This is a genomic window from Actinomyces lilanjuaniae, from assembly GCF_003606385.1.
In the GTDB taxonomy this organism is placed as follows: Bacteria; Actinomycetota; Actinomycetes; order Actinomycetales; family Actinomycetaceae; genus Actinomyces; species Actinomyces lilanjuaniae.
Genome location: NZ_CP032514.1, coordinates 1,793,598 through 1,819,328, shown reverse-complemented (window position 1 = coordinate 1,819,328; position 25,731 = coordinate 1,793,598). Strand labels below are relative to the sequence as shown.

The following is a 25,731-nucleotide window of genomic DNA, read 5'->3' as shown; positions in this document are numbered from 1 at the left end:
GCGCTTAGGTGGGCGTGCCCGTATGTTGCCGGACTCAGCGCGTCCCGGGAGCCGTGACGAAGTCGATCAGCTCCTCCATGCGTCCCAGGAGGCTAGGCTCCAGGTCCTTGTAAGAGTGGACCCGCCCCAGGATCCGCTTCCAGGCGTGGGCCACGTCCGCCTGGGAGTCGTGCGGCCACCCTAGGGCCTCCAGCGTCCCGTGCTTGATGTCGGTGCCGTGCGGCACCTGTGGCCAGGCCCTCAGACCCAGGCGCTCGGGCCTGACCGCCTGCCACACGTCCACGTAGGGGTGGCCCAGGACGAGGATGTTGTTGCCCCCGGGCATTGCCGCGACCTCCTGGGCGATGCGCGACTCCTTGGACCCGGCCACCAAGTGGTCCACGAGCACCCCGGCGCGCCTGGTGGGAGAGGGGGCGAACTCAGCCATGACCCGCGCCAGGTTGTCCACGCCCTCCAGCAGGAGGACCACGACCCCCTCGTGGCGCAGGTCGTCCCCCCAGACCTTCTCCACCAGCTCGGCGTCGTGGCGGCCCTCCACCCAGATCCGTGAGGCGCGTGCCACCTTGGCTGCCCCGGTCTCCTCCCCCTCTACGGCGTAGGACCCCGAGGCGGTCAGCCTGCGACCCGAGGCGCTGCGCGGACCGGTGGGCCTGCGCCTGGCAGGTGCGGGCGGCTCCAGGAGTACGGGGCGGCCCTCCACCCAGAACCCCGGCCCCAGGGGGAAGGCGCGGCGGGTTCCGTGGCGGTCCTCCAGGACCACCAGATGCTGGCCGCCCGACTTCTCCACCGCGACCACGGCTCCCACGAAGCCGGTCTGGCGGTCCTCAACCACCAGACCGCGCGAGACCCGCAGGGGGGCTGACTGCGGGCGCACTGCTGCCGGACCTACCCGGTGCGGGTCGGCCGACAGCACGTCGCTGCCGTAACGGTCGGTGGAGGAGGGCTGCCGCAGCGGACCCTGCGCCGATGAGGTCGGCGCAGGGGAGGGCGGATCCGGAGGAGCCTGGCCCGCTGCCGTCGTCCGGCTCGTCCCCGCACCTGGCACCTGGGTGGTGCGTGCCTGAGCACGTGCACGCAGGGCGGCGCGCCGCGCCGCAGTCGAGCCGGGGACTGGCTGGCGGTAGGGAGCGGGAGTGTTCACCCTCGGCACGGTAGGGGAACCTCACGGCCTGCAGGCGGCGGACCCGCCGTCGGGCGGCGTAGGATGGCACTCACACCCGGTGAGTGCCAGATGTGCCGCAGGCAGCGGCGCATCCAGCGCGGAGCCGACGCCGGGCAGACGGAGCCAGTCAGGGCCGGGCGGAGCCTAGGGCGCACGCCGCCCGGCGGCGCGCCGTAGGCCCGTAGGGCTGTGTTGCCACGGGAAGTAGCCACAGGAAGGAGACGGGCGCATGGCAGACGACCGCCGCCTCAAGGTCCTGTCTGCCATCGTCACCGACTACGTGCGCACCCGTGAGCCCGTCGGGTCCAAGGCGCTGACGGAGCGTTATCACCTGGGGGTCTCCCCGGCCACTATCCGCAACGACATGGCCAGCCTGGAGGATGAGGGCTACATCCTCCAGCCTCACACCTCCGCCGGCCGGGTGCCGACGGAGAAGGGCTACCGCCTCTTCGTGGACCAGGTCGCACGTGTCAAGCCGCTGTCGCCGCCGGAGCGGGCCGCTATCGCCGCGCTCCTGACGGGCGGGGTGGACCTGGAGGAGGTCGTGGCTCGCACCGTGCGCGCACTGGCCCAGTTGACCGGACAGCTGGCGGTGGTGGAGTACCCCAGCCTGAGGCTGACAACCCTCCAGCACCTGGAGCTCGTGGCGCTGGCCCCCGGCCGCGTCCTGCTGGTCATCATCACCGACACCGGCCGTGTGGAGCAGCGCACCGTCACCCTACCCCCCGCACATGAGGAGCACACGGATCTGCCCCGGTCACAGCCGGTGCCTCCGGCGGTCTTGGAACGGGTGCGTGCCCGGCTCAACTCCGCGCTGGTGGGACGCCGGGCGGCCGAGGTGGCTCCGGTACTGGCATCCCTGGCCCGGCAGGTCTCTGCCGAGGAGCGGCTCCTCCTGACGGCGGTGACTGACGAGCTCGTCTCGGCGCTACGGCCGGATGCCGAGGAGCGTCTAGCCGTAGCCGGGACCGCAAACCTGGCCCGTGCTGTCCCCGACTTCTCCTCCCTGGGCCCGCTTCTGGACGCCGTCGAGGAGCAGGTGGTCCTGCTGCGCCTGTTCACTGAGTCCTCTCTTCGTCGTGAGCAGGGCGGGATGAGGGTCTCGATCGGCTCGGAGAACGACGACGACGCCCTGGCCGAGGCCTCGGTCGTCACCGCCGGATACGGACCGACGCAGGGCGACGCGATTGCGCACCTGGGGGTGATCGGTCCCACCCGCATGGACTACCCAGCCACCATGGCTGCGGTGCGGGCGGTAGCCCACTACCTCTCCCGCTTCCTCTCCCCGCCCCGGGAGGAGCGCTCTGAGCAGGACCAGGAGGGCTGGTAGCCAGCCCTGCCGGGACGAAGACCACGGACCTATCCCACGACGGACACGAAGGAAGCGCACGACGTGAGCAACTACTACGAGGTCCTGGGCGTCAGCCGCGAGGCGGACGCTGAGGAGATCAAGAAGGCCTACCGCAGGAAGGCTCGTCAGCTCCACCCTGACGTCGCGGGACCGGGTCACGAGGAGGAGTTCAAGGCGGTCTCCACCGCCTACGAGGTCCTCTCCGACCCCGAGAAGCGTCAGATGTACGACCTCGGTGGCGAGGAGGCGCTGCACGGGGCGGGTTCGGTCCGGGCGGGTTCGCCGGTGCCGACTTCGGTGACCTGGGAGGGATCTTCCAGTCCTTCTTCGGGGTGGTGCCGGCTCCCGCGGCCCTGCCTCACGCGCCCGACGCGGTCAGGACTCCCTGGTAGCCGTGGAGGTCGAGCTCTCCGACGTCGCCTTCGGGGCCACCCGTACCGTCCCCATCGATACCTACGTGGCATGCACCACCTGCGGGGGCTCCTGCTGCGCACCGGGCACGGACCCGGTGACGTGCTCCCAGTGCAACGGGACGGGCACTATCCAGCGCATGACGCGTACGCTGTTGGGCCAGGTCATGACCTCCTCGCCCTGCCCGGGATGCCAGGGTTATGGGACGGTCATCGTCACCCCCTGCAAGGACTGCTCCGGGGAGGGTCGCAAGCACGCCCACCAGGACCTGGAGGTGGCGATCCCAGCGGGAGTGTCCACAGGGACCCGTATCCGCATGTCGGGTCGCGGGGAGGCTGGCCCCGCGGGCGGACCCAACGGCGACCTCTACCTGGAGATCCACGAGAAGCGCCACGACTTCCTGGAGCGTGACGGCGACGACCTCTACACCGAGCTGCGCGTGCCCATGACAGCGGCAGCCCTGGGGGCGAGGTTCCCCCTTCAGACCCTGGACGGAGAGCGTCAGGTCACTGTCAAGGCGGGAAGCCAGCCCGGTGACGAGATCGTCCTTGACGGCCTGGGCGTGGGCAGGCTGCGCCGCAAGGGCAGGGGGGACCTGCACGTGACGGTGGTGGTGGAGACCCCGACCGGTCTTGACGAGCGCCAGCGCCAGCTGCTTGCCGAGCTGGCCAGCCTGCGGGGGGAGGACGACGTCGCCCCACCCAGGGAGGAGTCCGTCATGGGCAAGCTCAAGGAGCGCTTCACCGGGCGGTGACCCCACCCGTGCCTGTCTGCGGCGGAGTGGGGCGGGCACCGAAGATCGCCTGCCCCACACGCACACAGGTCGAGCCCTCCTCGACGGCCGTCTCAAGGTCCCCGCTCATGCCCATGGACAGCAGCCCCGGCCCCACAGTTCCCGCCTGTGCTGCATCGTCACGCAGCTGGCGCACCAGGCGGAAGCACTCACGCACACGCGCCTGGTCCGTGGTGTGGGCCGCCAGGGTCATGAGGCCCTGGACCCTCAGGGCAGGGTAGGCCTGGAGCCGTGCCAGGAAGTCCGGGACCTCAGCGGGCTCCAGGCCGAACTTCGAGGTCTCGCCGGAGGAGTTGACCTGGACGTAGACGTTCAGGCTGCGCCCGGCAGCCTGGAGGCGGCGGTCCAGGGCCTGGGCCAGGCGCAGGGAGTCCAGCGACTGGAGCTCAGCGGCGAGGGCTGCCGCGTCGCGGGCCTTGTTGGTCTGGACGTGGCCGATGAGGACCCAGGCGATCCCGAGGTCAGCCAGGCTGCCCGCCTTGCGCCGCGCCTCCTGGACCTTGTTCTCGCCCATCTGGGTGGCGCCCGCCGCGTAGGCGGCCCTCAGCCGCTCCTCCGGCACGGTCTTGGACACGGGAAGGAGACGGACCTGCGCCGGGTTGCGGCCAGCCCGGTGGGCAGCGGCGTCGATACGGGCGCGCACGGCGGCCAGCCTGTGGCGGAAGCTCTCCACCAACGCGGCGGTATCGGTACCGACGGAGCCGGTACCGTTACCGGCCTCGTCGGGGACGCCGGTGCGTACGGGAGAAGATGTCATGAGCAACGACGCTACACCTATGCGACACCGGTACCGTGCGGCACACGGTACTGCGAAGCGGCTTGCGCTGGTCGTAGCCTGGGCGCGTGAGCGCGCCCGTCTTTGTCGTCACTCCTGGCACGGCTGAGCCCGCTGGCTCCTCTGCCCGGCAGGAGGCATCTGCCGCCCCTTCCCCGTCTGGTTCTCAGCCCGGCTCTGGGACTCGCCTGGTGCTCTCCAGCCTTGACAGCGGCGACGAGATCGTCCTGACCGGTCCTGAGGCCCACCACGCCGTCAGCGTGCGACGCCTGCGTGAGCCTGAGCGGGTGGACCTGGTTGACGGGGCAGGGTTGCGGCTGGTGTGCACGGTGACCTCCGCCGGGGCGGCGCCAGGGACCGGCTGGGGTGCGGGTGGTGGAGCGGGTGGTGGAGCCTGCGCCCCCGGTGCGCCTCGTCCTGGTCCAGGCCCTGGCCAAGGGGGGCGTGACGAGCAGGCGGTAGAGACCGCCACCGAGGTCGGTGCGGAGACACTTCTGCCCTGGCAGGCCAGGCGGTGTGTGTCTGTGTGGCAGGGGGCCAGGCGTTCCAGGGGCAGGAACGCTGGCAGGCCACCGCCCGGGAGGCGGCCAAGCAGGCCCGCCGTGCCGTCGTGCCCCGGGTGGAGGAGGTGCGTTCCACCGACGAGCTGGCCCAGTGGGTACGTGCGACCGTGGAGGCCGGGGAGTGGTGGGTCTCCTCCACGAGGAGGCGAGGGCGCCCCTGTCGGCCCTGCTGCCTGCCCTTGCGGGGCCTGGGGCTGTGTTAACTGCCTCGCAGCGGCCGGTGCTGGCCGTCATCGTCGGCCCTGAGGGTGGTATCGAGGGGAGGAGGTCACCACCCTTGAGAAGGCGGGGGCGGTGACGGTGCGCCTGGGTCCTCACGTCATGCGCACGGCCTCGGCTGGGCCGGTCGGCCTGGCTGTCCTGGCCCAGCACGCGGGCCTGTGGGAGCCAGCAGGCGCGTTCCCGGCGGAGGTGGCCAGGTGAGTCCGCGAGGGCGGCGCCCGGCCGGGTCCCCCGACACCCGCGAGTCGATCCTGGCCGCCGCGCGAACAGCCTTCGCCCGCGACGGCTACCAGACGTCGCTGCGGGGGATCGCCCGCCAGGCAGGTGTGGACCCGGCCCTGGTCCACCACTACTTCCCCGACCGTGCCTCCCTGTTCTCGGCCGCAGTCATCTCGCTGAGTGCAGGGGTCCAGATGGACCTGGGCGCCAGGGCGGCCGAGATAGCCCGGCTGCCTGAGCAAGACATTGGTGCCAACCTGGTGAGGTCCTTCGTCTCCTTGTGGGACGAGGTCGGGGCGGACCGGTTCGCCGCCGTCTTCCGGGCCGCGACGGGCAGCCAGGACAGCCTTGCCCCGGTGGCCGAGTTTGTCTTTGGTGGGACCATCGGCCCCCTGATGGAGCGGGTCTCCCCGGACCGGCCCCAGCTGCGTACCCAGCTCGTCGCCAGCCAGCTCATCGGCATGGGGCTGGTCCGCTGGGTGGTACGTGCGGAGCCGTTCGCCGCCCTTGAGGTGGGGAGTTGGTCGCCCTGGTGGGCCCCACTGTGCATCGCTACGCCGTTGGTCGGCTGGCTGAGGATGAGACCGAGGAGGCGGTGAGCCAGGAGGGCGCCGACCTCAACGACTAAGAGGAAGCAGCCCTCAACCAAACCGTAATCTGCCTTGACACAGGGTTTGTCGCACCCTATATTCATCACATGATGAAAAGCAGAACCGAAGCGCTCGCGGCGCCGCAGGACCTTGCTGTCAACGCGAGCGCAGCGCTTGGCCACACGGCTGCGGTGGAGGTAGCCGACCTGCACGTCTCCCGCGGGCGCAAGGAGATCCTCCACGGCTTGGGGCTCAGCCTCGCGCCCGGCACCGTGACCGGGCTGCTCGGCCCCTCAGGATGTGGCAAGACCACGCTCATGCGTACCCTGGTGGGCGTCCAGCGCTACCGGGGCCGGGTCAGCGTGCTGGGTCATGGCCCCGGCACGCCAGCGGTGCGCGGGCGCGTCGGCTACGTCACCCAGGGGCTGGTCGTCTACAAGGACCTCACTGCGCGCCAGAACCTCAGGTACTTCGCCAGGGTCGCGGGTGCTCGCGCCCGTGACGTCCAGGAGGTCCTGGACCTGGTGGGCCTGACTGCCCTGGCAGACAGGCCCGTGTCCAGCTGCTCCGGCGGGGAGGCGGGCCGAGTGAGCCTGGCCTGCGCGCTGGTGGCTGGTCCCGACCTGCTCGTCATGGACGAGCCGACCGTGGGCTTGGACCCACTGACCCGGGAGGAGCTGTGGGAGAGCTTCCGGACCATGGCTCAGGAGGGGACCACTCTGCTGGTCTCCAGCCACGTCATGGACGAGGCCTTCCGCTGCGACCAGGTACTCCTTATGCGTGAGGGGCGCCTCCTGACCTCCACCACCGCGCCCGAGCTCTTGGAGGATACCGGGGCCACGACACTCGACGAGGCCTTCCTGGCCGTCATCACCCACAGTGCCGAGGGCGCCAAGGAGGACCTGCGATGAGCCTACGTACCTACCTGGCCGCCACCGCGCGGATCCTGACCCAGCTGCGTGCCGACCGCCGCACCCTGGTGCTCATCTCCGTAGTCCCGTCGGTGCTGCTGACCCTGCTGTACTTCGTCTATGTCGACTCTGCCGGTGGGGACGTCCTGTTCAACCGGGTCGCCGTGTCCATGATGGCGATCCTGCCCATGACGATGATGTTCCTGGTCACCAGTGTCGCCATGCTGCGCGAGCGCACCAGCGGCACCCTGGAGAGGCTGTGGACCACGCCTACCTATCGGGCCGACCTGCTGTTCGGCTATGCCACCGCCTTCTCCGCCACTGCCGTGGTGCAGATCCTCGTCCTGTGCGCTGTGGGTGCCTGGGGCCTGGACGTGGAGGTCGAGGCCGCCTGGGGGTGGGTGGTCCTGGTGGGGCTGCTTGACGCCTTCGTCGGGATAGCGCTGGGACTGATCGTCTCCGCTTTTGCCCGCAGCGAGTTCCAGGCCGTGCAGTTCGTGCCCGTAGTCATCATCCCCCAGCTGTTCCTGTGCGGGCTCCTGGTACCCCGTGACCAGCTCCCCCGCGCCCTGGAGGTGGTTGGGGGTGTGCTGCCCATGAGCTGGGGGATTGACGTCGTTGACGAGCTGAGGACGGTGGCTGACCCCTCTGGGGACCTCACCCGCAACCTTGTCTACCTGCTGTGCTTCGGGCTGGTGGCACTGGTCCTGGCCGCTCTGACGGTGCCTCGGCGGACCCGGTGAGCAGCCGTTTCCACGGTGCCGTGTGTGCGGCGACTCTCACCGACTGCCGCCAGCACAGGCCCCGCCCGTGGACCGAGGGTAGCCTGACCTCATGTGGCTTCTCCTTGCCTGCGGCTCGGCCTTCTTCGCCGCAGTGACCGCGGTCCTAGCCAAGCAGGGGGTGCGCACCACGGACCCCACGCCACGGACCCCACGCTGGCCACAGCCATCAGGACGGTCGTGGTCCTGGCCGGGGCGCGGGGCATGGTCCTCCTCGTCGGCTCTCACCGTACGCTGGGGGAGGTCGGTGCTCGTAGCCTGGTCTCCCTCGTGCTCTCCGGCCTGGCCACCTGGGCGTCCTGGCTGTGCTACTACCGCGCGCTCCAGGATGGTCCTGCGAGTGTCGTGGTACCGGTTGACAAGCTCAGCGTGCTGGTCACGGTGGTGTTCTCCGTCGTGGTCCTTCACGAGCGCGTCTCCCGACGCTACCTGGCGGGTCTGGGCCTGCTGGTCACCGGGACGCTGGCCATGCTCGGGTGAGCGGTGCGACTGTCCTCGTGGCAGGCCCAGGGGCTGTGGCCTGGGTCTGTGGCTCTTCGCCGCACGGGCGAGGTCGCAGCGGCCCTGGAGGCGATGGCGACGCGAGTCCTGGTCTCACGCGGGGCGTGCCAGCACCTCGCCGTGGACGACGACGAACCAGCCGTCGCCCGCCTCGGCCCAGGCGTGCCAGGCCTCAGCCATCTCCTGCAGTCCCTCCGGCGTGGTCAGGCCCAGCCCGACAGCCTGCGGCCCGAAGGAGGACAGGCACCGCTGCGCCCACGTTCCTGCCCACCAGCGGCGCTGCGGCTGCGTGGCGTAGCACCAGGTGGAGGCGGAGCAGGTGACCTCGGTGAGTCCGGCCTCCCGGCACCACGACAGGAGCCGGGCGCCTGCGTCCGGGTGCCCACCGTTGTGCTGCGCCGTCGCGGTGTACACGCGCCGCCACTCCTCCAGGGCGCCGGGCTGGGGGAACCAGGCCATGGCCGGGTAGACGGTGTCGCGGGCCGCGATGATCCCGCCGGGGCGGGTCACACGGGCCATCTCCCGCAGGGCTGTGACCGGGTCTGCCACGTGCTGGAGCACCTGGTGAGCGTGGACGACGTCGAAGGAGGCGTCGCTGAAGGGCAGGCTGAGCACGTCACCTGCGAGGAGCTCCACGGCCGGTGCCGCGCCGTCTGCGGCGCTGCTGGTGCCGGGGTCGTCTGCTGGGGGCGCCGCGCGTGCAGCCAGCGTGGCGCGTGCCGCCTCCAGGGCCGCGCGCGCGGGGTCCAGCCCGACGACGCGCCCTGGAGCCACAGCCTGGGCGAGGTCGGCGGTGATCGTCGCCGGCCCGCAGCCGACGTCCAGCAGGTCCTGCCCCGCCTGGAGGTGAGGGAGGAGGTAGGCGGCACAGTCTGCTGCCGAGCGCTGCGAGTGGCTGGCCAGGACGGCTGCCCCGTGGCCGTGGGTGTATCTCATGAGGGCCGAGGCTAGCCGGGCCGCGCTCGGTGGGAGCCGGGGCCCAGTATGTAGGATCGGGGCACGATGACCGACGCCTTCCGTGAACCTGGTACAGCACCTGGGGCAGCCGCTGCCAGTCGTGGCGCCGCTGACGCCACCGTCGGCGGTGGCGGCTCCCTGGCACGCACGGCCGCCCCTGCTGGCACGCCCACCGTCACTCGCACCATGTCCCTGCCCACTGACCTGGATCCGGTGGTCCTCCTGGGCACCCATGACGAGGTGCTGCGCGCGGTGGAGAAGGGGTTCCCGGAGGTAGACGTCCACGTGCGTGGCACCACTGTCACCGCCACCGCTGCCCGGGAGAACCAGGACCGCCTCGACACGGCCCTCGTGCTGGTCTCCGAGCTGGTTGACGTCGCCCGCGCTGGCACGCCGCTGACTGCCGACTCTGTGGAGCGTGCCGTCGGTCTGCTGGAGGAGGCGGCCCGGCCGACCGAGGTTCTCACCGACAGCGTGCTGAGCGCGCGCGGGCGGACCATCACCCCCCGGTCCCTGGGGCAGAAGGCCTACACCGACGCTATTGAGGACTCGACCATCACCTTCGGGATCGGTCCGGCCGGGACCGGCAAGACATACCTGGCCATGGCCAAGGCTGTGGACGCCCTGGCCCGCAGGCAGGTCTCCCGGATCGTCCTGACCCGTCCTGCCGTGGAGGCGGGGGAGAGCCTGGGCTTCCTGCCCGGGAGCCTGACCGACAAGATCGACCCCTACCTGCGTCCCCTCTACGACGCCCTCCACGACATGCTGGAGCCCGAGGTCCTGCCCCGGCTCATGGCAGCGGGAACCGTCGAGGTCGCCCCTCTGGCCTACATGCGCGGACGTACCCTCAACGACGCCTTCGTCATCCTCGACGAGGCCCAGAACACCACCCCAGAGCAGATGAAGATGTTCCTCACCCGCCTGGGCTTCGGCTCCACGATGGTGGTGACCGGGGACGTCTCCCAGGTGGACCTGCCTGGTGGGCGGCCCTCGGGCCTGGTCGTGGTGCGTAGCATCCTGGAGGGGGTGGAAGGCATCGCCTTCTGCGACCTGGGTAGCGCCGACGTCGTCCGCCACCGTCTCGTGGGCCGCATCATTGACGCCTACGCCAGCTACGAGGCCCAGGCCGCGGCCCTGCAGGCGGGGGCTGCCCCCACCGAGCATGGTCCTGCGCTGCGTCGTTCGCCGCGTCGTCGTGCCGCGCCCGGCGGTGCCCGCAGCCGTGGGCGTCCTGTCGGAGCCGGTAGAGTTGGTCGGGCTGGCAGGGCTGGTGAGGCCAGCGGAGCCGACGAGGGGAGGCAGACGTGACGACAGAGGTCAGCAACGAGACCTCCGTCCCGATTGACGGGGCCGAGTTCGCCGCCCTGGCTGACCACGTGCTCCAGGCCATGCACGTCTCGCCCGCTGCCGAGCTCGCCATCCTGTTCGTCGACCCCGAGCCGATGGCCGAGCTCCACGAGCGCTGGCTGGACCTGCCTGGTCCCACTGACGTCATGAGCTTTCCTATGGACGAGCTGCGGCCGGGGACGGCTGGGACACCCACGCCCCCGGGGACCCTGGGTGACATCGTGCTGTGCCCACAGGTGGCTGCTGAGCAGGCGCTGGAGGCCGGCCACTCCGCGGTGGAGGAGATGCTCCTGCTGACGACCCACGGCATCCTGCACCTCCTGGGCTACGACCACGCCGAGCCGCACGAGCGCAAGGAGATGTTCGCGCTCCAGCGCAGGCTCCTGCTGACCTTCCTGGCGGAGCGGGGCGCGTGAGCGGGATACCTGTCCTCCTTCTCGTCCTGGGCGCTCTCCTTGTCCTGGGCCTGGGGGCTGCGCTGTCGGCGGGGGAGGCGGCCCTGACCCGCTTCACCCGTGCTGCCGCTGAGGACCTGGTCGAAGCCGGGCGGGGCGGGGCCGTGCGGGTGCGTGACCTGGCGCAGCGGCGCGACCAGGTACTGGCCGCCGTGGCGCCTGCACGCGTGGCGGTGGACATGCTCGCCGCAGTCCTGGTGACCCTGGCGGTCGCCGGCCTGGTGGATGAGTGGTGGCTGGTGCTGGTCCTGGCCGTCCTGGGCAACATTGTGCTCCTGGGGTGCTGGTGGGCGTCTCCCCACGGTCGGTGGGCCAGCGCAACCCGGGGGGAACCCTCCTGGTGCTGGGAGGGCTCCTGGCCTGGGTCACCGCCCTGGGGGCGCCGTGGCGCGCGCTGGCAGCCCATGGCCCCGCCGCCGTGCCGAGCCGACCCACGCCCAGGCCCGGGAGGCCGTCAACGAGGACCTGCGGGAGATGATCGACGAGATCGGCGAGGCCGACACTATTGAGGACGAGGACCGCCAGATGCTGCGCAGCGTCGTCGAGCTGGGCCAGACCCTGGTGCGCGAGGTCATGGTGCCTCGCACCGACATGGTGACGATCGAGTCGGACAGGAGCGCCGCCAGCGCGATGCGGCTGTTCGTGCGCTCCGGGTTCTCCCGGGTGCCTGTTATCGGGGAGGACGCTGACGACGTGCGCGGCGTGCTCTACCTCAAGGACCTCCTGCGTCGGCTGTCGGAGCGTCCCGACCAGGACGGCCTGGCCGTGTCCGGGTTCGTGCGCGAGGCCGAGTACGTCCCGGAGACCAAGCTGGCTGACGACCTGCTGCGAGAGATGCAGACCGGCCACTTCCACATGGCCCTGGCAGTGGACGAGTACGGGGGCACTGCGGGCCTGGTCACCATGGAGGACCTGCTGGAGGAGGTGGTCGGTGAGCTCACCGACGAGCACGACCCCCGGCTGCCCGAGCCCCAGGAGGTCGCTCCTGGTACCTACCGTATCCCCGCCCGGCTCGGGCTGGACGAGCTGGGCGGCCTCTTCGGCCTGGAGATCGACGACGACGACGTTGACACCGCCGGGGGGCTGCTCACCAAGGCTGTCGGACGTGTTCCCCTCCCCGGGGCGAGCGGGGACGTCCAGGGGCTGCGTCTGGTGGCGCAGGACGTGGCAGGGCGCCGTCGCCAGCTGGCGACCCTGACTGCCACCAGGGTGCCCGAGGTCCCTGACCAGCCTGAGCGGAAGGACTCTGATGCCCCAGTCCCCTGACTTCAGCGGCTCCAGCAGCTCGCGTGAGGGCCAGGCTGTGCCTGTGCGTGACGGCGACGGCTTTCCTGTCCTGCTTCCTGCCCTGGACGACTCCGGCCCGGGGCGGGCCGGGGCGGACGGTGCGCGTGTCGAGGTCGCAGTGCCGCAGGTCCCCGAGGGCTTCCGCGCCGGGTTCGCCTGCGTGGTAGGGCGTCCCAACGCGGGCAAGTCCACCCTGACCAACGCGATGGTCGGCACTAAGGTCGCCATTACCTCCGGGAAGCCGCAGACGACCCGGCACAACGTGAGAGCCGTGGTTCACCGTGCCGACGCCCAGCTGGTGCTGGTGGACACCCCTGGCTTCCACCGGCCCAGGACGCTGCTGGGTCGGCGCCTCAACGACCTGGTACGCACCACCCTGGCCGAGGTGGACGTCGTGGTCTTCTGCCTGCCTGCCAACGAGAGGACCGGCCCGGGCGACCGCCTCATCGCCCGGGAGCTGGCCGGGCTGCGCACTCCCGTGGTGGCAGCGGTTACCAAGGCGGACACCGTCTCGCGCCAGGACCTGGCTGCCCGGCTCCTGGCTGTGGACTCCCTGGGGGACTGGGCCGAGATCGTCCCGGTCTCGGCCAGGCGCGGGGAGCAGGTTGACGTCCTGGAGGAGGTCCTGGTCTCCTACCTGCCTGCCAGCCCGCCCCTCTACCCCTCCAGCGAGGTCACTGACGAGTCCGAGACCACCATGATCGCCGAGCTGGTCCGTGAGGCCGCGCTGGAGGGGGTGCGCGAGGAGCTGCCGCACTCCCTGGCCGTCGTCGTCGACGAGGTCATCGACCCTGAGCGGGCGCGTCAGGAGGACCGCGACCCGGGGTACCTCAAGGGAGCAGGTCGCCGCCTCCAGGTGCGGGTGAGCCTGGTGGTGGAGCGCGACTCCCAGAAGGGGATCGTCATCGGGCGCAACGGCGCCCGGTTGAAGGAGGTCGGGGTCAAGGCACGCAAGGGCATTGAGGAGCTGCTGGGACGCAAGGTCTACCTTGACCTGCACGTGCGTACCGCCAGGGACTGGCAGTCCGACCCGAAGGCCCTGGCCCGGCTCGGGTTCTGAGCAGGACCTGTCCTGCTATGCACCCTCACCGTCATGCCCGCCTCCTGCCGCGTCGGACCCGCTCCCGGCCAGAGCCCCTGAGACCATCCCAGGCCGAGATCACCTCCGGGTGGGCCTGGGCGCGCGCCTTTCCCCGCAGGGCCGTCGGGCTGGTTGTCGAGGTGTGCCGTGCCGGACGCCGTCGCCTGGCTAGGCTGCTCCTGGGGGTCCTCGCCCTGGTCCTTCTCCTGCTGCTCCTCGGGGCGGGACTGACCGAGATCTGGCAGATCGTCCTCACCCTTGCGCTGGGGGCGCTGGTCCTGGCGGTCTCCTACGACCACCGCGTCATGGGGGGCAGCATCGTCCTAGTGCTGGGGCTCAGCCTCGTGGGGACCCTGGCGGGTCCGCGCTGGTCGCCCGCGGTCTTCACCGCGCCGTTGGCCCCGACCACCCGTGACACCAGCATCGGCGGCCAGGTCGAGACCGTCCCGGTAGGCACCTACGAGGTCAGGACCATCCAGGTGAGCGTGCCCCAGGCCGACGGCCAGGAGGTGCCCGCGCTCCTGCGCCAGCCGGTGGGGGCACCCACCCCCACTGCGGGCGTCGTCTTCCTCCACGGCGCCGGGACCCAGACGATCGAGGGCTTTGCCGAGCAGGCCGAGGCGCTGGCCTCGGCCGGGGCAACCACCATAGTGCCGGACAAGCCGATGAAGGACTACACCCTTACCGAGCGTGACTACGTGTCCATGGCGGCGGACTACGCCGGCTCCGTGGAGTTCCTGCGCTCCCTGGAGGAGGTGGACGAGCTGAGGGTGGGGCTGTACGCCGAGTCGGAGGGCGGCTACCCCGGCGTGGTGCTGGCTGCCCAGGACTCCCGTATCGCTTTCCTGGTGCTGGCCTCGGCGCCGGTGGTTCCCATACGCCAGCAGGCTGCCTTCGCCATGGACTCCTACCTGCGCGAGGTGGGGGTCCCCGACCCCCTGCTGGACATCATCCCCCGGATCCTGGGTTCCCAGGAGCTGCCCGGCGGATGGTTCAAGTATGCCGACTTCGACGTCTCCGCCTACGAGCGGCATCTGAGGGTGCCGGTCCTCATGCTCTACGGTACGGAGGACTCCTCCATGCCTGTGCTCCAGGGGCCCAAGACGGTCTGGGAGTCGATGCAGGAGGCGGGCAACGACCAGCTCACGGTGCGCTACTACGCCGGGGCCAACCACGGCCTCAAGCTGGGTACCAGTACCGAGGGACCTCTGGTGCCTGGGGTGACGCGGGACCTGGCCCGATGGGTGACGGGACTGCCGGAGACCGGCGGTGCTGAGCCCCGTGTGGCCGGGGCGGCGTCCACGCAGGTCTACTGGGCGCAGGTGCCGGAGCGGACTCGGTGGTACGCCAGCGGGGACCTCATGCTGGTGACTGCCCTCCTGGGCCTGGGGCTGCTCGGCCTGTCTGCCGTGCTGTGGGGGGCTGGCCAGCTCCCGAGGCTGAGAGGCGGGCACGGCCTGGACCTGCCGGCACCTCTCGGGCGGTGGGCGGTGTCGTTGGGCCTGTCCGTGACGGCCTCCTGGGTGCTGTACCTGGCCTACGTCCTGACCGTGGCCCGGCTCGCCCTGAACCGCACCTCCAACCTGTGGATCTCCTACGGGGGGTGGGTAGTGGCGCAGGGGGCGGCGCTGATGACGGTGGTGCTCCTGGTCAAGCTGGTCGGCAGGGCCTGGCTCATGCGTGGGCACGTCCGCCGGGACGGGGGAGGACGCTGGTTGACCCGTCCGGCGGGGGCCGTTTTGCTCACCGCCCTGGGGGGCACCCTTGTCCAGCTGATGTTCCTGGCCTACTGGGGACTGTTTCCTCTGCTGCTGTGACTGCGCGCAGGCTCCTGATAGCGCACACTGGGAGGTGGGCACTCTGCCCGCTACCGGCCACCAGACCAGTGCGTACTGGAACAGGAGACCACCAGGATGATGACGTCCACCCCCTCCGAGCCCCTGGGCACCGCAGATGCCTCCTCGCCCTGCCCTGTTCTTCCAGGCTCCTCGACCTCCTTGTCAACCTCCTTGACCGACCCGGTCCCGACGAGGCCCCCGGACAGTCCCTGCCCGCAGGAGACGTGGGAGCTGGGGCTGCGTGCCGTGGAGCGTGCGCGGGGCTGGGTGGAGGCCTCGGCCCGGCTTCCCGTGCCCCGGGCGGCGGCCCTGCTCTCCCGGATCCTGGCTGACCCCGACGGGCTGGCCTTCACCACCCGCTTTGTCGACGACGTCGTGCGCCCGGCTGACCTGGAGGTGGCGGGGCGTGCCCTGCGCCGCCTGGCCGCAGGGCGCACGGATTTTCTCCCGCCCGCCCTGGCCGCAGCCACCAGTCTGGGCGGGGCGACCTCACGGCTCGCGCCGGCCGTGGTGGCTGCCGCTGCTCGGCGCACCTTCCGCCAGATCGTGGGCGACCTGGTCGTCGATGCAACCGACCACAGCCTGGGACCAGCGCTGCGGCGTCTGCGCCGGGACGGCAACCGGCTCAACATCAACCTCCTGGGTGAGGCGGTCCTGGGTGACCAGGAGGCTGCCCGGCGCCTGGCGGAGGTCTCCAGACTAGTCACCAGGCCGGACGTGGACTACGTCTCGGTGAAGGTGTCTGCCGTGACCGGTCCGCACAACCCCTGGGGCTTTGACGAGGTAGTCGCCCACGGGGTGGAGGTGCTGACCCCTCTGTACCGGCTGGCGCGTGACCATGGCACCTTCCTTAACCTGGACATGGAGGACTACAAGGACCTGGACCTGACCCTGGCCGTGTTCACCGCCCTTCTGGACCAGGAGGAGCTGCGTGGCTACGAGGCCGGGGTCGTTCTGCAGGCCTACCTGCCTGACTCCCTGGGGGCCATGCAGCGGCTCCAGGACTGGGCTTCGGCGCGGGTGGCCCGGGGAGGCGCCCCGGTCAAGGTGCGAGTGGTTAAGGGGGCCAACCTCGCCATGGAGGCTGTGGACGCCGGTATCCACGGGTGGGAGATGACCACATGGCCCACCAAGCAGGAGACCGACACCTGCTACAAGCGTGTCCTCCACTGGGCCATGACGCCGCAGCGCACCCGGGCCGTGCGCCTGGGCGTGGCGGGACAGAACATCTTTGACATCGCCATGGCCTACGAGCTGCGGGCGGCCCGTGGGCTGGAGGGCACTGACGCCGTCGAGTTCGAGATGCTGTCGGGGATGGCCACCACCCTGGCGGAGGTCGTACGGCGCGACGTGGGTCACCTGCTGCTGTACGTGCCAGTGGTCGCTCCCCGGGAGTTCGACGTCGCCATCGCCTACCTGGTGCGTCGCCTGGAGGAAAACGCCGCACCGCAGAACTTTATGTCCGGGGTGTTCGACATCGCCTCTGACAACCGTGTCTTCACCCGGGAGCGTGACCGCTTCCTGGCGTCCCTAGCCGACCTCGACCCTCAGGCGCCCGTGCCCGGGCCCCGGCGGACCCAGGACCGCCTGGAGGGGCGGCCCACTGGTGCCCCGGCACCGGCCCCGGTGCAGGAGGAGGCCTTTGTCTCCACCCCAGACTCTGACCCCTCCCTGGGCGGCAACCGGCAGTGGGCTCGTCAGATCGCCCAGGCTGTGCCCACCTCCCGGCTGGGAGTCGAGGCCGTGACGGCCGGCGCCGCCCGGTTCGCCATCAAGGAGGACGTGGATGCTGTCGTGGAGGTCCTCCAGGCGGCCGCACCCGGCTGGGCGGAACTGGGGGCCAGCATCCGCTCGGAGATCATCCGACGGGCCGGACAGCTTCTTGAGCAGCGGCGGGGCGCTCTGATCGAGGTCGCCGCCAGCGAGACCGGCAAGACGATCGACCAGTCCGACCCCGAGGTCAGCGAGGCGATCGACTTCTGCAACCTTTACGCCCGCAACGCCCTGGCGCTGGAGGATCCCGGCTACCTGGGTGGAGGCAGCTTTGTCCCCAGCAGAGTGACTGTGGTCGCCTCTCCGTGGAACTTCCCCCTGGCCATCCCCACCGGTGGCGTGGCTGCGGCCCTGGCCACGGGCAGCACCGTCGTCCTCAAGCCGGCCCCTCCGGCCAGGCGCTGTGCCGCGGAGCTGGTCAGCGCCTTCCACGACGCCGGGGTCCCCACCGACGTCCTCATGCTGGCTCCGGTGGAGGACGGTGAGGTCTCCCGGCACCTGGTCACCCACGACGGCGTGGACCGGGTCATCCTCACCGGCTCCTACGACACCGCTCGCATGTTCCGCTCCTGGAGGCCGGACATGCGCCTGCTGGGGGAGACCAGCGGCAAGAACGCCATCATCGTCACGCCCTCGGCCGACCCGGACCTGGCTGTGCGAGACACCGTCGCCTCGGCCTTCGCCCACGCGGGCCAGAAGTGCTCGGCCGCCTCCCTGCTGGTCCTGGTCGGCTCAGCCGGGCGCTCGGAGAGGATCGCCCGCCAGCTGGTGGACGCCACCGCCTCCCTGGTGGTGGCTGCACCCGACCACCTGGACTCCCAGGTGGGGCCGGTGGTGGTGCCTGACGACGCCAAGGCCGTGCGGGGACTGACGGCTCTGGGAGAGGGGGAGCACTGGGTGCTGCGGCCCAGGCACCTGGGCTCCGGTCTGTGGCGCCCGGGCATCCGCGCCGGGGTGAGGCCCGGAAGCGAGTTCCACCTCACGGAGTACTTCGCCCCGGTGCTCGGCGTCATGCGGGTGGACACCCTGGAGGAGGCCGTCGAGGTGGTCAACGCGGTTGACTACGGCCTCACCTCGGGCCTGCAGACCCTGGACTCCGAGGAGCTGGCCCAGTGGCTGGAGACGGTCCAGGCGGGCAACCTCTACGTCAACCGGGGGATCACCGGCGCCATCGTGAGGCGCCAGCCCTTTGGCGGGTGGAAGCGCTCGGCCATCGGCTCCACCACGAAGGCGGGTGGTCCCAGCTACCTGCTGGGCCTGGGGGAGGTCGTGCGCTCAGACGGTGCCGTGGAGGACACCCCTCAGCAGGCGGACGTCCTCGGCGAGGGCGGTGAGGCTGAGCCCCTGGGCGGCCTGGACGACCTGTACCGCAGCGTGCGCTCCGAGCTCGCCGACCAGGACCTGCTGCTCCTGCGCACGGCTCTGGCCCGCGACGCCCAGGCGTGGCGCAGCGCCTACGGGCAGGCTGTGGACGTCACCGGCCTGGCTTGTGAGCGTAACGTGCTGCGCTACCGTCCCGCAGAGGTCCTTGTGCGGGCTGAGGCAGGCACGGCGCTGGCGGACCTGGTGCGAGTCATGGCGGCGGGCTGCCTGGCTGGTGCCGGGCTGAGCCTGTCGGTGGCCGAGGCGCTGCCCGAGACGCTGGCGACGGTGCTGCGGGACCGTGGTGCCACGGTGGTCCAGGAGGACTCCCGGGCATGGACCCGGCGGTTGGGCGACCTTGCCGGCTCCGGGGCGCTGGGGGTGCGCGTGCGGCTGCTGGGACCGCGGGAGCAGCCCGCCCAGGAGCGCTGGCAGGAGGGCTGCCACGCCACCGGCGGCAGCCCGGACGTCGCGCTGTACACCGGGGATGTGACCGCTTGCCCTCACACCGAGCTGCTGCCCTTCCTGCGCGAGCAGTCGGTATCGGTCACTGCGCACCGCTTCGGCACGCCCCTCGACCTGGCCGCCGGGCTGCTGTGAGCCGAGGACCTAGGGCCACTGAGTTGACGGGGCGGCCGGTCTGGCGTGCGGGCGGGATCCTGGGTTGCTCTCGGCCAGCAGGATGACTTGGACAGAGCAGACGTACCGCCTATTGCGAGAGGATCGTTATGGAGAGACTCGATGTTGAGGAGCGCTGGCCTGAGCTGTTCGAGCAGCTCGACGCGACCCAGCGCCGTGCCGTGGTGCAGTCACTTGCGGCCGACTGGCACGAGGGCTGGGGCACAACCGTGAGGACGTGGAGTACTTAACCGGTCTGGCTCGCGGTGCGATTGATCGCGAGGAGGATATGTGTCGTGTGCGTCGGGCTGCTGAGCGTAGTCGTACAGCTCAGACTGACATGGACCTCCATCTGGTGCCTTGTGGCTGAATTCGACACCTGGGAGTCATAATTTTCTAGCCGGAGACGTATGACCGTCCGTCAGCCCGGGTAGAAGGGCAGGAGAGAGAAGGAGGCCGGTATGGCTGAAGAGAGTGACGGTATTGAGGAGGCTCTGGAGGGCCAGCTGAGGATGCTCGTGAGCGCCGCCGTCCAGGTAGGGGAGCGCCTCGCCCGAGAGCGGGAGGAGGCGTTGCGCCGGGCAGGTGCGCGCAGTGGGCAGGAGCCGGGAGAGTTGCGGTCCCGCTACGGTTACGGTGTTGAGGCTGACAATGCCGGTGCTGCCCGGGAGGCGGGGAGCCTGGGCGCCCGCCTCATGCAGGACCGCGCCAGGTACGAGTACGCCGATGCTGGGGCGGAAGGAGTCAGGTCGGCCTGGGACCGTGCGGAGGCGCAGCGGCTCCTGGCTCAGGCGGACCGGGAGGACCAGCGGGCTGGGGAGACAGCCGTGGCGGCTGAGCACGAGCCGGACCCTGGGGAGCGTGCCCGAGCGGTGGCCGAGGCCGAGCAGCGTGAGGTGGCAGCCGACAGGGCTCGTGAGGACGGGCGTACCCTCTATGACAGTGCCGAGCGCCGTGCCAGTACGGCACGTGACCTGGAGGCCAGGGGTATCGACCGGGAGGTCGTGGCCACGAGGATGCGTGCTGACGTCAGTCAGGCCAGGCCTGCCACCGAGGCGGTCAGAGCGAGGACTTCCCGTCGGGTGCCGAGGGCGCGTGGGGCGCGTGTCGGCCAGCGGCGGGTGCCGCAACATGGACCCAGTCGGTGAGGACTCCCAAAACGTGTGGGGCAGACGTGGGAGGAGGGGGCGCGGCAGCAAGATTGCAGCCTCTCCCCACGACCGTTTACGGGCCGACGGTGGCCGAGGGGAGACGGAAGTTGGCAAGCCGGACCCAAACCCTCGCGACCCAAGACTGCCCCTAGATCGTTTTCGGGAAATCGGCTAGAGTCGATTGTTGTCGAGCGAGAGGGGTACCGTCGTGGCCACTGGTACAGCAGGCACCGCGACGACTGCGGCCGAGCGCGGGCTGCGCGTGGCCGAGGCGATCCACAGCGGCGAGATGGAGGGTATGCGCGTCGATGCTGCGACGCGTGCGGACGCCGACGAGTATGTCGCCGGGCGCATCGACTCTGACGAGCTGGTGGCCCGCGCTCGCGCGCGTTATGGCCTCGGCTGAGCTCGTCGACCCGTATCTTGATCCTGAGACGGGTCTGCTGAGCAACAAGGTCGGCGCGACGACACAGAGCGCCCTCGACAAGGCCGAGGGCGCTCTGGTGTTCACCCGCCTGGTGCAGCTCATGGATCGCCCAGTGAGGCCGACCGGTGACCTCGACGAGCTGCGCGCGATCCACCGCCATCTGTTCCAGGACGTCTACGACTGGGCGGGAGAGCTGCGCACTGTCGACATTCGCAAGAATATGGAGGGAGCGCAGTTCTTTCTTCCGGTGCCGATGATCGGTCGTGCCGCCGCATATTGCGCGGAGGAGCTGCGGGCCGACAACGAGCTGCGCGGCATGAGCCGCGAGCAGTTTATCGACCGCCTGGCGTACCACTACGACCAGTTCAACTACGTGCACCCGTTCCGAGAGGGGAACGGTAGGGCGCAACGGGTGTTCTGGAGCCGTGTCGCCCGCGACGCCGGGTGGCAGCTCGACTGGCGCACCGTGCACGGCGCGACCAATGACCAGGCCAGCCGAGCCGCGTCTGAGCAGCGGGACTTCGCTCCGCTGCGTGAGATGCTCGATCAGATCGTCAGCAAGGCGACCCCGCAGGGTGCGCGAGACGCCGCCTGGCGCGTCGCAGAGCGCGCCCGGCTGTCGTTCCCCACGAGTGCCTCCCAGGCTGTGCGACAACCCCAGAGCAGCCCGCCAGGCACACCGCAGGCACGCACCACCGCGCATGTGCCAGGGCAGAGCCACCGAGGGCCTGGCAACGACGGGCCAGGAGTGAGTCGATGACGAGCATCTGTGCGTGTGTGGGTACTTGTGAGTAGCGTCCTGGGGCCTGGGAGGCGGAGCGGGGGGCGGGTGCTGTTCGGCATTGTGGCTGTGCTCGCTCGGCTCCGTGTGGACACGGCATGACAGTGCCGAGCGTCGTGCCAGTACTGCACGTGATCTGGAGGCCAGGGGTATCGACCGGGAGGTCGTGGCCACGAGGATGCGTGCTGACGTCAGTCAGGCCAGGCCTGCCACCGAGGCGGTCAGAGCGAGGACTTCCCGTCGGGTGCCGAGGGCGCGTGGGGCGCGTGTCGGCCAGCGGCGGGTGCCGCAACATGGACCCAGTCGGTGAGGACTCCCAAAACGTGTGGGGCAGACGTGGGAGGAGGGGGCTTGGTCCCCGTGGGACTGCGGCTTCTCCTCCCCGCTGCTCGGGCTGCCCGGTGTCGCGAGGCGCTGGCCGAGGTCGGCCCAGCGCGACGTGCCGACCAGCCCGGGCCCCACTCACCCCGGCCCCGCGCAGCAGGCAGGCTGACGCCAAGCCCCGACCATAGTCCATGCAACTATAGTGTCATGATACCTCGGTATCAGTGTCTCCGAGGTAGTCCTCCGGTCATCAGGACAGTTAGTCCAGCCCACATGAGTGCCTGTGTAGTCGTCGTCGGAGTGACCAGCGCCTGCCTGCCCGAAACCTAACTTGCCCCTAGACCGTTTTCGGTTGCCTTGATATAGTAAGAAGTGACTAAGACGAAGGGGGCTTGACATGACCCACAGCGCCGTAGCTGTCCGACCAGCCGTTGACGTTGAGGGCGAGCTTGCGCTGATTGAGAAAGCTCAGCAGCTTGCTGGGCACTTCCCGGACGCCGAGGCTCTTGACCGTGCCCGTCGTATCCTTGACGGGCACATCACTCCGGCTGAGGCGTATGCCGAGTTGGACGAAAAGTACGCGCGCGGGTGAGCGAGGACGACAAGTATACGTATCCCGGCAGCGGGGGTGTCCTCGTTAACTCGAAGGGGATACGTGATATGGCGCGGCTCGACGCCGCGATGAACGACTACGCCTCGGCCGCGATGGCGGAGTTGCGCATCGAGCCGGTGCCGTCTCAGCCTGGCTACGAGTACCTGCGCTATATCCATACGCGGATGTTCGAGCAGATCGTTCCCGGTATCGCTGGGCGGCTGCGCGACGTAAACGTGCAGGCCGTCGGGACGGGTGTCGTCTACGCTCGTCCCGAGTACATCCAGGACAGTTTGTCACAACTCTTTGACCGGCTCGGCCGTGAGGACTACCTGACCGGGCTGGACGCGGCGACGTTCGCCACCCGACTCGCAGAGTGCTGGGGGGACCTGACAGCCATCCATCCCTACAGGGATGGGAACACGCGCAGTCAGAGTTTCTACATGACTGTTCTCGCAGAGCGGGCTGGTCACCCCGTCAACTGGCGGCGTGTTGACGTGGACACGTTACGCGCGCTGCGCCTGCGAGCCGTCGTCGGCTATTCGCGTCCGCTGGCCGATTACCTCGTGTCGCGGCTGCTGTCCTGCGAGCCGTCGCAGCAGACTCCCTCGCTTGAGAGCCAGATCAGTTCCTTCGCACTTCGTGCGTCGTATCCGCAGGCCGCGACTGAGGCGGTGAGGCAGCCGGGTCGCGCTGCGCAGCAGCGGACCAGCAGCAGCCGCGGGCGTGGTCGTGAGTCAGGACCCCACGGGATCGGCAGGTGACCGTTGTCGGGTACGCGTTCATAGCGACCCTGGTGGCATCCGGAGCCTACGTCAATCAACTGCTCCCTTGCCTGCGCTGAGGCCGTCGCTCGTTGGAGTCGACTTAGCCGCATGAGTTAATTGTGAGTCTGCGGTTCTGCGCGCTGAACGACGGCGAGCGCGCGTCTTCTTCTGCGGTTCGGGGAGACCGATCTTCCATCGTTGGATACGCCCGTGTAAGTACCCGTGAGCAGACCCCCGATTCCCAAGAGGCGGAGCTGCGCGCTGCGGGCGTTGCGCGCGTGTTCGTTGACCGTGGCGAGTCTAACCGGATCGCTGGCCGGCCGCAGTGGAACCCGTGCTTGGACTACCTACGTGAGGGTGACACGCTCGTGATCCGCGCGCTCGACCGGATTGCCGGCACCGAGCAGGTGGCCATCGAACTGATTCGCGATCTGGGTCGCCGAGGTGTGCGCCTGCGCAGCCTGACCGAGCCCTTCCTCGACGTCGACACCAGTACTCTGATGGGCGAGGCCGTCGTCGGCATCATGGCCGTTTTGGCGCAGCTGCGTGTAGCCACGATCCGTGAGAATACCAGGCGTGGACTCGCCCACGCCCGCGCTCAGGGACGCACGGGTGGCCGGCCGTCGGTGATGACACCCGAGCGCACCGGGGCGGCGGTGCGCATGCGCGCTGACGGGCAGAGCATCGCACACATCGCCAGGGTGCTGGATGTCGCAGCATTATCGGTGTCCAGAGCCCTGGTAAAGGCGGCCCAGTGCGACGTGCCGACCAGCCCGGGCCGCGGCTGACCGGGCGCACCGCCGATCTGGTGCCGGGCAGGTGGGCCGGGTGCTGTCGGGTCCGGCGGGGCACGGGGCGGCGGACGTGGTCGGCCGGACTGGTCCCCCCGACACTGGCATCACGGTACTATGACACCATAGCCGCGTGATGTAGTGGTGTCACTGGAGCAGTAGCGCATGGTACTGCGGTGTGGTTAGCTGCTGCTCCTGGCGGCCGCTCCGCATGGCCGATAGGTTTGTCTATGCCGAAGGGGGCTGGGATGGGTGTCGCAGAGCAGGAGCTGAGGGCGCTCAGGCGGGCGCGGGTGAGGAAGGAGCTGGCGGAGCTGGAGTACCACCGGCAGCTGGTCGTGGCGGTGTCGAGGACGTCTCAGCGGCAGGTGGCCGCCGAGCTGGGTCTGTCGCAGTCGAGCGTGTCCTCGGCGCTGAGGGCGGCCCGCCGTGTTGCGGTGCCCAGGGAGGGCCAGCGGAGCGCGAGCCCGTACGAGGTGTGCCAGCGGTACACGGCGGGGGAGCTGGACCGTGAGGAGGCGGTGGCGCAGCTGGTTGCCTGGCCCTGGGTGCCGACCGGGGACATGCGCACGAGTCCCGGTGATGATCTCATGGTTGTCCCGGAGGGCACCATTGATGAGCTCTACCAGGCTGCTAGTGATGGTCTGATCGACGTGGGCATGTGTGAGGCGGTGCTCGACGCGCTGTACGGTGATGCCTGAGGTTCCCGCTGAGCTGGCCGCGCGGGCCGGGCTGCTGCGTGAGCTGTCTCGTGAGGGCGGGCCGCTGTCGCCGGACGCGCCAGGAGCCACTGTCCGCAACCCGGAGTGGTTCCGGCAGGTGCCTGGTGGAGGTTTTGTGCCGCGTGCAGACCGTTTTGAGTTGCACCGGCGGCTGCTGGCGCAGTTCTACCAGGAGCACGGTCGGGGTGACACGGGGCGTCAGGCCGTCGTGCTGGCTGGGCCGCCTGGTGCGGGCAAGGGGGTGGTCCGCAGCCGGGTCCTGGAGGAGGCTGGGCAGCGGTTCACTGTTGTGGATCCTGACGAGTTCAAGGTGCTGCTGGTCCGTGCGGCTGTCGAGGACGGCAGCATCACCGCCATGATGCCGCCTGAGGCGGCGGGTCGTGGGGTGCGGCTGGCGCCGATGGAGCTGGCCGCGCTGGTGCACGAGGAGTCCTCCTACCTCGCGCGGCGTGTGCGGCAGGCTGCTCTCGCGCGTGGTGAGAACGTCGTGGTCGATGGCGTGATGGCGAACGAGGTCAAGGCCGTGCGTCTGGCCTCCCAGCTGGCTCGGGCTGGTTACGACATCCAGGTGGTTGACGTCGAGGTTCCCGCTGAGGTGTCCAGGTACCGGATCGTCCAGCGGTGGGTGGAGCAGACCTACAGCAGCGAGCTGGGTGGGCGATGGGTGCCCAGCGAGTTCCGCGAGCTGGTGTTCGACACCCAGGACGGAGCGGGCTCCCGGAGCGACCGGGCGGCGCGCGCCGTGGCTGAGCAGGTGCCCGAGGTATCGCGCTACCGGCGCTTCTTCACCACCGCTGAGGAGGCACGCCAGGCCGTGGCCACGCCCCGGCTGACTGATGACCTACGACGCGACGACAGGGGCAGCCAGCTGCGTGCAGCAGCCCCGTCACCGGCGAGCACGGGGAGCTCGGTGAGGTCAGCGGTCCGGGCGTCGTACCCGCAGGCCGCGACTGAGGCGGTGAGGCAGCCGGGTCGCACTGCGCAGCAGCGGACCAGCAGCCGACCTGGGCGTGGCTACAGCTCAGGACCCCACGGGATCGGCAGGTGAAGTCGGGCAGGCCCCTCTGTCACAGCGGACCAGGGAGGGGTGAGGAGGGATCGGCTTGGGCTGAGGAGACTGGCGGTATTGAGGGGCGCAGGAGGTCAGGACCGCCGCCCAGGTTCAGCGCAGCGGGCTA

General features: G+C 70.1%; 24 protein-coding genes and 3 pseudogenes. 24 read left to right on the top strand and 3 right to left on the bottom strand.

Features of this window, described 5'->3' with window-relative positions:
- Nucleotides 1–34: 34 nt before the first annotated feature.
- Entirely contained in the window at nt 35–1,141 is a 1,107-nt protein-coding gene (locus D5R93_RS07765) for a DUF3097 domain-containing protein (RefSeq protein WP_423243295.1), read from the bottom strand.
- Between the two features lie 250 nt (nt 1,142–1,391).
- Between D5R93_RS07765 and hrcA the strand changes: the two genes are divergently transcribed.
- Both hrcA and dnaJ read left to right on the top strand, forming a co-directional pair.
- The gene (gene hrcA / locus D5R93_RS07760) at nt 1,392–2,492 is read left to right on the top strand and encodes a heat-inducible transcriptional repressor HrcA (protein WP_119835974.1); all 1,101 of its coding nucleotides are present in this window, start codon (nt 1,392–1,394) and stop codon (nt 2,490–2,492) included.
- Between the two features lie 63 nt (nt 2,493–2,555).
- Nucleotides 2,556–3,678: pseudogene (gene dnaJ, locus D5R93_RS07755) on the top strand (molecular chaperone DnaJ).
- Here the strand turns inward: dnaJ and D5R93_RS07750 are convergent.
- Entirely contained in the window at nt 3,665–4,474 is an 810-nt protein-coding gene (locus D5R93_RS07750; RefSeq protein WP_120204622.1) for a YggS family pyridoxal phosphate-dependent enzyme, read from the bottom strand. The pseudogene dnaJ and the gene D5R93_RS07750 overlap by 14 nt on opposite strands.
- Nucleotides 4,475–4,560: 86 nt before the next feature.
- On the opposite strand from D5R93_RS07750, the pseudogene D5R93_RS14785 reads away from it, so the two are divergent.
- The 7 genes and pseudogenes from D5R93_RS14785 to D5R93_RS07725 form a co-directional block, all read left to right on the top strand.
- A pseudogene (locus D5R93_RS14785) lies at nt 4,561–4,824 on the top strand (RNA methyltransferase PUA domain-containing protein); the annotation flags it as partial.
- Nucleotides 4,825–5,018: 194 nt separating this feature from the next.
- Nucleotides 5,019–5,258 (top strand): 16S rRNA (uracil(1498)-N(3))-methyltransferase, encoded by a 240-nt coding sequence (locus tag D5R93_RS14075; protein ID WP_243106663.1) that lies wholly within the window; start codon nt 5,019–5,021, stop codon nt 5,256–5,258.
- Between the two features lie 91 nt (nt 5,259–5,349).
- A complete protein-coding gene (locus D5R93_RS14530; protein WP_279221326.1) occupies nt 5,350–5,478 on the top strand; it encodes a hypothetical protein in 129 nt (42 codons plus the stop codon).
- On the top strand, nt 5,475–6,095 hold the full coding sequence (locus tag D5R93_RS07740; RefSeq protein WP_243106662.1) for a TetR/AcrR family transcriptional regulator: 621 nt from the start codon (nt 5,475–5,477) through the stop codon (nt 6,093–6,095). The genes D5R93_RS14530 and D5R93_RS07740 overlap by 4 nt, the downstream gene beginning before the upstream one ends.
- Nucleotides 6,096–6,193: 98 nt before the next feature.
- On the top strand, nt 6,194–6,997 hold the full coding sequence (locus tag D5R93_RS07735) for an ABC transporter ATP-binding protein (protein WP_205570019.1): 804 nt from the start codon (nt 6,194–6,196) through the stop codon (nt 6,995–6,997).
- Nucleotides 6,994–7,740, top strand: a complete 747-nt coding sequence (locus D5R93_RS07730; RefSeq protein ID WP_120204621.1) for an ABC transporter permease — start codon at nt 6,994–6,996, stop codon at nt 7,738–7,740. The genes D5R93_RS07735 and D5R93_RS07730 overlap by 4 nt, the downstream gene beginning before the upstream one ends.
- Before the next feature lie 93 nt (nt 7,741–7,833).
- Nucleotides 7,834–8,259: an EamA family transporter gene (locus D5R93_RS07725; protein ID WP_243106661.1), complete on the top strand. Its 426-nt coding sequence runs from the start codon at nt 7,834–7,836 to the stop codon at nt 8,257–8,259.
- 114 nt (nt 8,260–8,373) lie between these two features.
- Here D5R93_RS07725 and D5R93_RS07720 read toward each other — a convergent pair whose 3' ends face one another.
- The gene (locus tag D5R93_RS07720) at nt 8,374–9,216 is read right to left on the bottom strand and encodes a methyltransferase domain-containing protein (protein WP_120204619.1); all 843 of its coding nucleotides are present in this window, start codon (nt 9,214–9,216) and stop codon (nt 8,374–8,376) included.
- Between the two features lie 66 nt (nt 9,217–9,282).
- Between D5R93_RS07720 and D5R93_RS07715 the strand changes: the two genes are divergently transcribed.
- The 15 genes and pseudogenes from D5R93_RS07715 to D5R93_RS07640 all read left to right on the top strand — a co-directional run bounded on the left by D5R93_RS07715 (nt 9,283) and on the right by D5R93_RS07640 (nt 25,601).
- A complete protein-coding gene (locus D5R93_RS07715) occupies nt 9,283–10,545 on the top strand; it encodes a PhoH family protein (RefSeq protein WP_119835967.1) in 1,263 nt (420 codons plus the stop codon).
- Nucleotides 10,542–11,000 carry an rRNA maturation RNase YbeY gene (gene ybeY, locus D5R93_RS07710; RefSeq protein WP_119835966.1) on the top strand — a complete coding sequence of 153 codons (459 nt, stop codon included), beginning with the start codon at nt 10,542–10,544 and terminating at the stop codon, nt 10,998–11,000. Before D5R93_RS07715 ends, ybeY begins: the two co-directional genes overlap by 4 nt.
- A pseudogene (locus D5R93_RS07705) lies at nt 10,997–12,305 on the top strand (hemolysin family protein). Before ybeY ends, D5R93_RS07705 begins: the two are co-directional and overlap by 4 nt.
- Nucleotides 12,289–13,386, top strand: a complete 1,098-nt coding sequence (era, locus tag D5R93_RS07700; protein WP_119835964.1) for a GTPase Era — start codon at nt 12,289–12,291, stop codon at nt 13,384–13,386. Before D5R93_RS07705 ends, era begins: the two are co-directional and overlap by 17 nt.
- Nucleotides 13,387–13,403: 17 nt before the next feature.
- Nucleotides 13,404–15,224: an alpha/beta hydrolase family protein gene (locus tag D5R93_RS07695; RefSeq protein ID WP_120204617.1), complete on the top strand. Its 1,821-nt coding sequence runs from the start codon at nt 13,404–13,406 to the stop codon at nt 15,222–15,224.
- Between the two features lie 96 nt (nt 15,225–15,320).
- Nucleotides 15,321–18,980 carry a proline dehydrogenase family protein gene (locus tag D5R93_RS07690; protein ID WP_243106660.1) on the top strand — a complete coding sequence of 1,220 codons (3,660 nt, stop codon included), beginning with the start codon at nt 15,321–15,323 and terminating at the stop codon, nt 18,978–18,980.
- Nucleotides 18,981–19,108: 128 nt separating this feature from the next.
- Nucleotides 19,109–19,249 carry a hypothetical protein gene (locus D5R93_RS13550; RefSeq protein ID WP_205570148.1) on the top strand — a complete coding sequence of 47 codons (141 nt, stop codon included), beginning with the start codon at nt 19,109–19,111 and terminating at the stop codon, nt 19,247–19,249.
- Nucleotides 19,250–19,459: 210 nt separating this feature from the next.
- Nucleotides 19,460–20,146 (top strand): hypothetical protein, encoded by a 687-nt coding sequence (locus D5R93_RS07680; RefSeq protein WP_120204615.1) that lies wholly within the window; start codon nt 19,460–19,462, stop codon nt 20,144–20,146.
- Between the two features lie 187 nt (nt 20,147–20,333).
- Nucleotides 20,334–20,555, top strand: a complete 222-nt coding sequence (locus D5R93_RS13660) for an antitoxin VbhA family protein (protein ID WP_207666568.1) — start codon at nt 20,334–20,336, stop codon at nt 20,553–20,555.
- Entirely contained in the window at nt 20,542–21,336 is a 795-nt protein-coding gene (locus D5R93_RS07670; RefSeq protein WP_119835960.1) for a Fic/DOC family protein, read from the top strand. The genes D5R93_RS13660 and D5R93_RS07670 overlap by 14 nt, the downstream gene beginning before the upstream one ends.
- A 742-nt stretch (nt 21,337–22,078) precedes the next feature.
- Entirely contained in the window at nt 22,079–22,273 is a 195-nt protein-coding gene (locus D5R93_RS07660) for a hypothetical protein (protein WP_119835213.1), read from the top strand.
- Nucleotides 22,270–23,037: a Fic/DOC family protein gene (locus tag D5R93_RS07655; protein WP_119835212.1), complete on the top strand. Its 768-nt coding sequence runs from the start codon at nt 22,270–22,272 to the stop codon at nt 23,035–23,037. Before D5R93_RS07660 ends, D5R93_RS07655 begins: the two co-directional genes overlap by 4 nt.
- A gap of 122 nt (nt 23,038–23,159) precedes the next feature.
- Nucleotides 23,160–23,828: a recombinase family protein gene (locus D5R93_RS07650; RefSeq protein ID WP_243106659.1), complete on the top strand. Its 669-nt coding sequence runs from the start codon at nt 23,160–23,162 to the stop codon at nt 23,826–23,828.
- 251 nt (nt 23,829–24,079) lie between these two features.
- Complete coding sequence (locus D5R93_RS07645) at nt 24,080–24,532, top strand: hypothetical protein (RefSeq protein WP_162933882.1); 453 nt, start codon at nt 24,080–24,082, stop codon at nt 24,530–24,532.
- A complete protein-coding gene (locus D5R93_RS07640) occupies nt 24,525–25,601 on the top strand; it encodes a zeta toxin family protein (RefSeq protein WP_120204609.1) in 1,077 nt (358 codons plus the stop codon). The genes D5R93_RS07645 and D5R93_RS07640 overlap by 8 nt, the downstream gene beginning before the upstream one ends.
- Nucleotides 25,602–25,731: the final 130 nt, after the last annotated feature.

What these genes read in the sequence shown, in the direction of transcription:
- hrcA (WP_119835974.1), top strand. Translation starts at nt 1,392, where the DNA reads ATGGCAGACGACCGCCGCCTCAAGGTCCTGTCTGCCATCGTCACCGAC.
- D5R93_RS07750 (WP_120204622.1), bottom strand. Translation starts at nt 4,474, where the DNA reads ATGACATCTTCTCCCGTACGCACCGGCGTCCCCGACGAGGCCGGTAAC.
- D5R93_RS07735 (WP_205570019.1), top strand. Translation starts at nt 6,194, where the DNA reads ATGATGAAAAGCAGAACCGAAGCGCTCGCGGCGCCGCAGGACCTTGCT.
- D5R93_RS07730 (WP_120204621.1), top strand. Translation starts at nt 6,994, where the DNA reads ATGAGCCTACGTACCTACCTGGCCGCCACCGCGCGGATCCTGACCCAG.
- D5R93_RS07720 (WP_120204619.1), bottom strand. Translation starts at nt 9,216, where the DNA reads ATGAGATACACCCACGGCCACGGGGCAGCCGTCCTGGCCAGCCACTCG.
- D5R93_RS07715 (WP_119835967.1), top strand. Translation starts at nt 9,283, where the DNA reads ATGACCGACGCCTTCCGTGAACCTGGTACAGCACCTGGGGCAGCCGCT.
- era (WP_119835964.1), top strand. Translation starts at nt 12,289, where the DNA reads ATGCCCCAGTCCCCTGACTTCAGCGGCTCCAGCAGCTCGCGTGAGGGC.
- D5R93_RS07695 (WP_120204617.1), top strand. Translation starts at nt 13,404, where the DNA reads ATGCACCCTCACCGTCATGCCCGCCTCCTGCCGCGTCGGACCCGCTCC.
- D5R93_RS07690 (WP_243106660.1), top strand. Translation starts at nt 15,321, where the DNA reads ATGATGACGTCCACCCCCTCCGAGCCCCTGGGCACCGCAGATGCCTCC.
- D5R93_RS13550 (WP_205570148.1), top strand. Translation starts at nt 19,109, where the DNA reads ATGGAGAGACTCGATGTTGAGGAGCGCTGGCCTGAGCTGTTCGAGCAG.
- D5R93_RS07680 (WP_120204615.1), top strand. Translation starts at nt 19,460, where the DNA reads ATGGCTGAAGAGAGTGACGGTATTGAGGAGGCTCTGGAGGGCCAGCTG.
- D5R93_RS07670 (WP_119835960.1), top strand. Translation starts at nt 20,542, where the DNA reads ATGGCCTCGGCTGAGCTCGTCGACCCGTATCTTGATCCTGAGACGGGT.
- D5R93_RS07660 (WP_119835213.1), top strand. Translation starts at nt 22,079, where the DNA reads ATGACCCACAGCGCCGTAGCTGTCCGACCAGCCGTTGACGTTGAGGGC.
- D5R93_RS07645 (WP_162933882.1), top strand. Translation starts at nt 24,080, where the DNA reads ATGGGTGTCGCAGAGCAGGAGCTGAGGGCGCTCAGGCGGGCGCGGGTG.
- D5R93_RS07640 (WP_120204609.1), top strand. Translation starts at nt 24,525, where the DNA reads ATGCCTGAGGTTCCCGCTGAGCTGGCCGCGCGGGCCGGGCTGCTGCGT.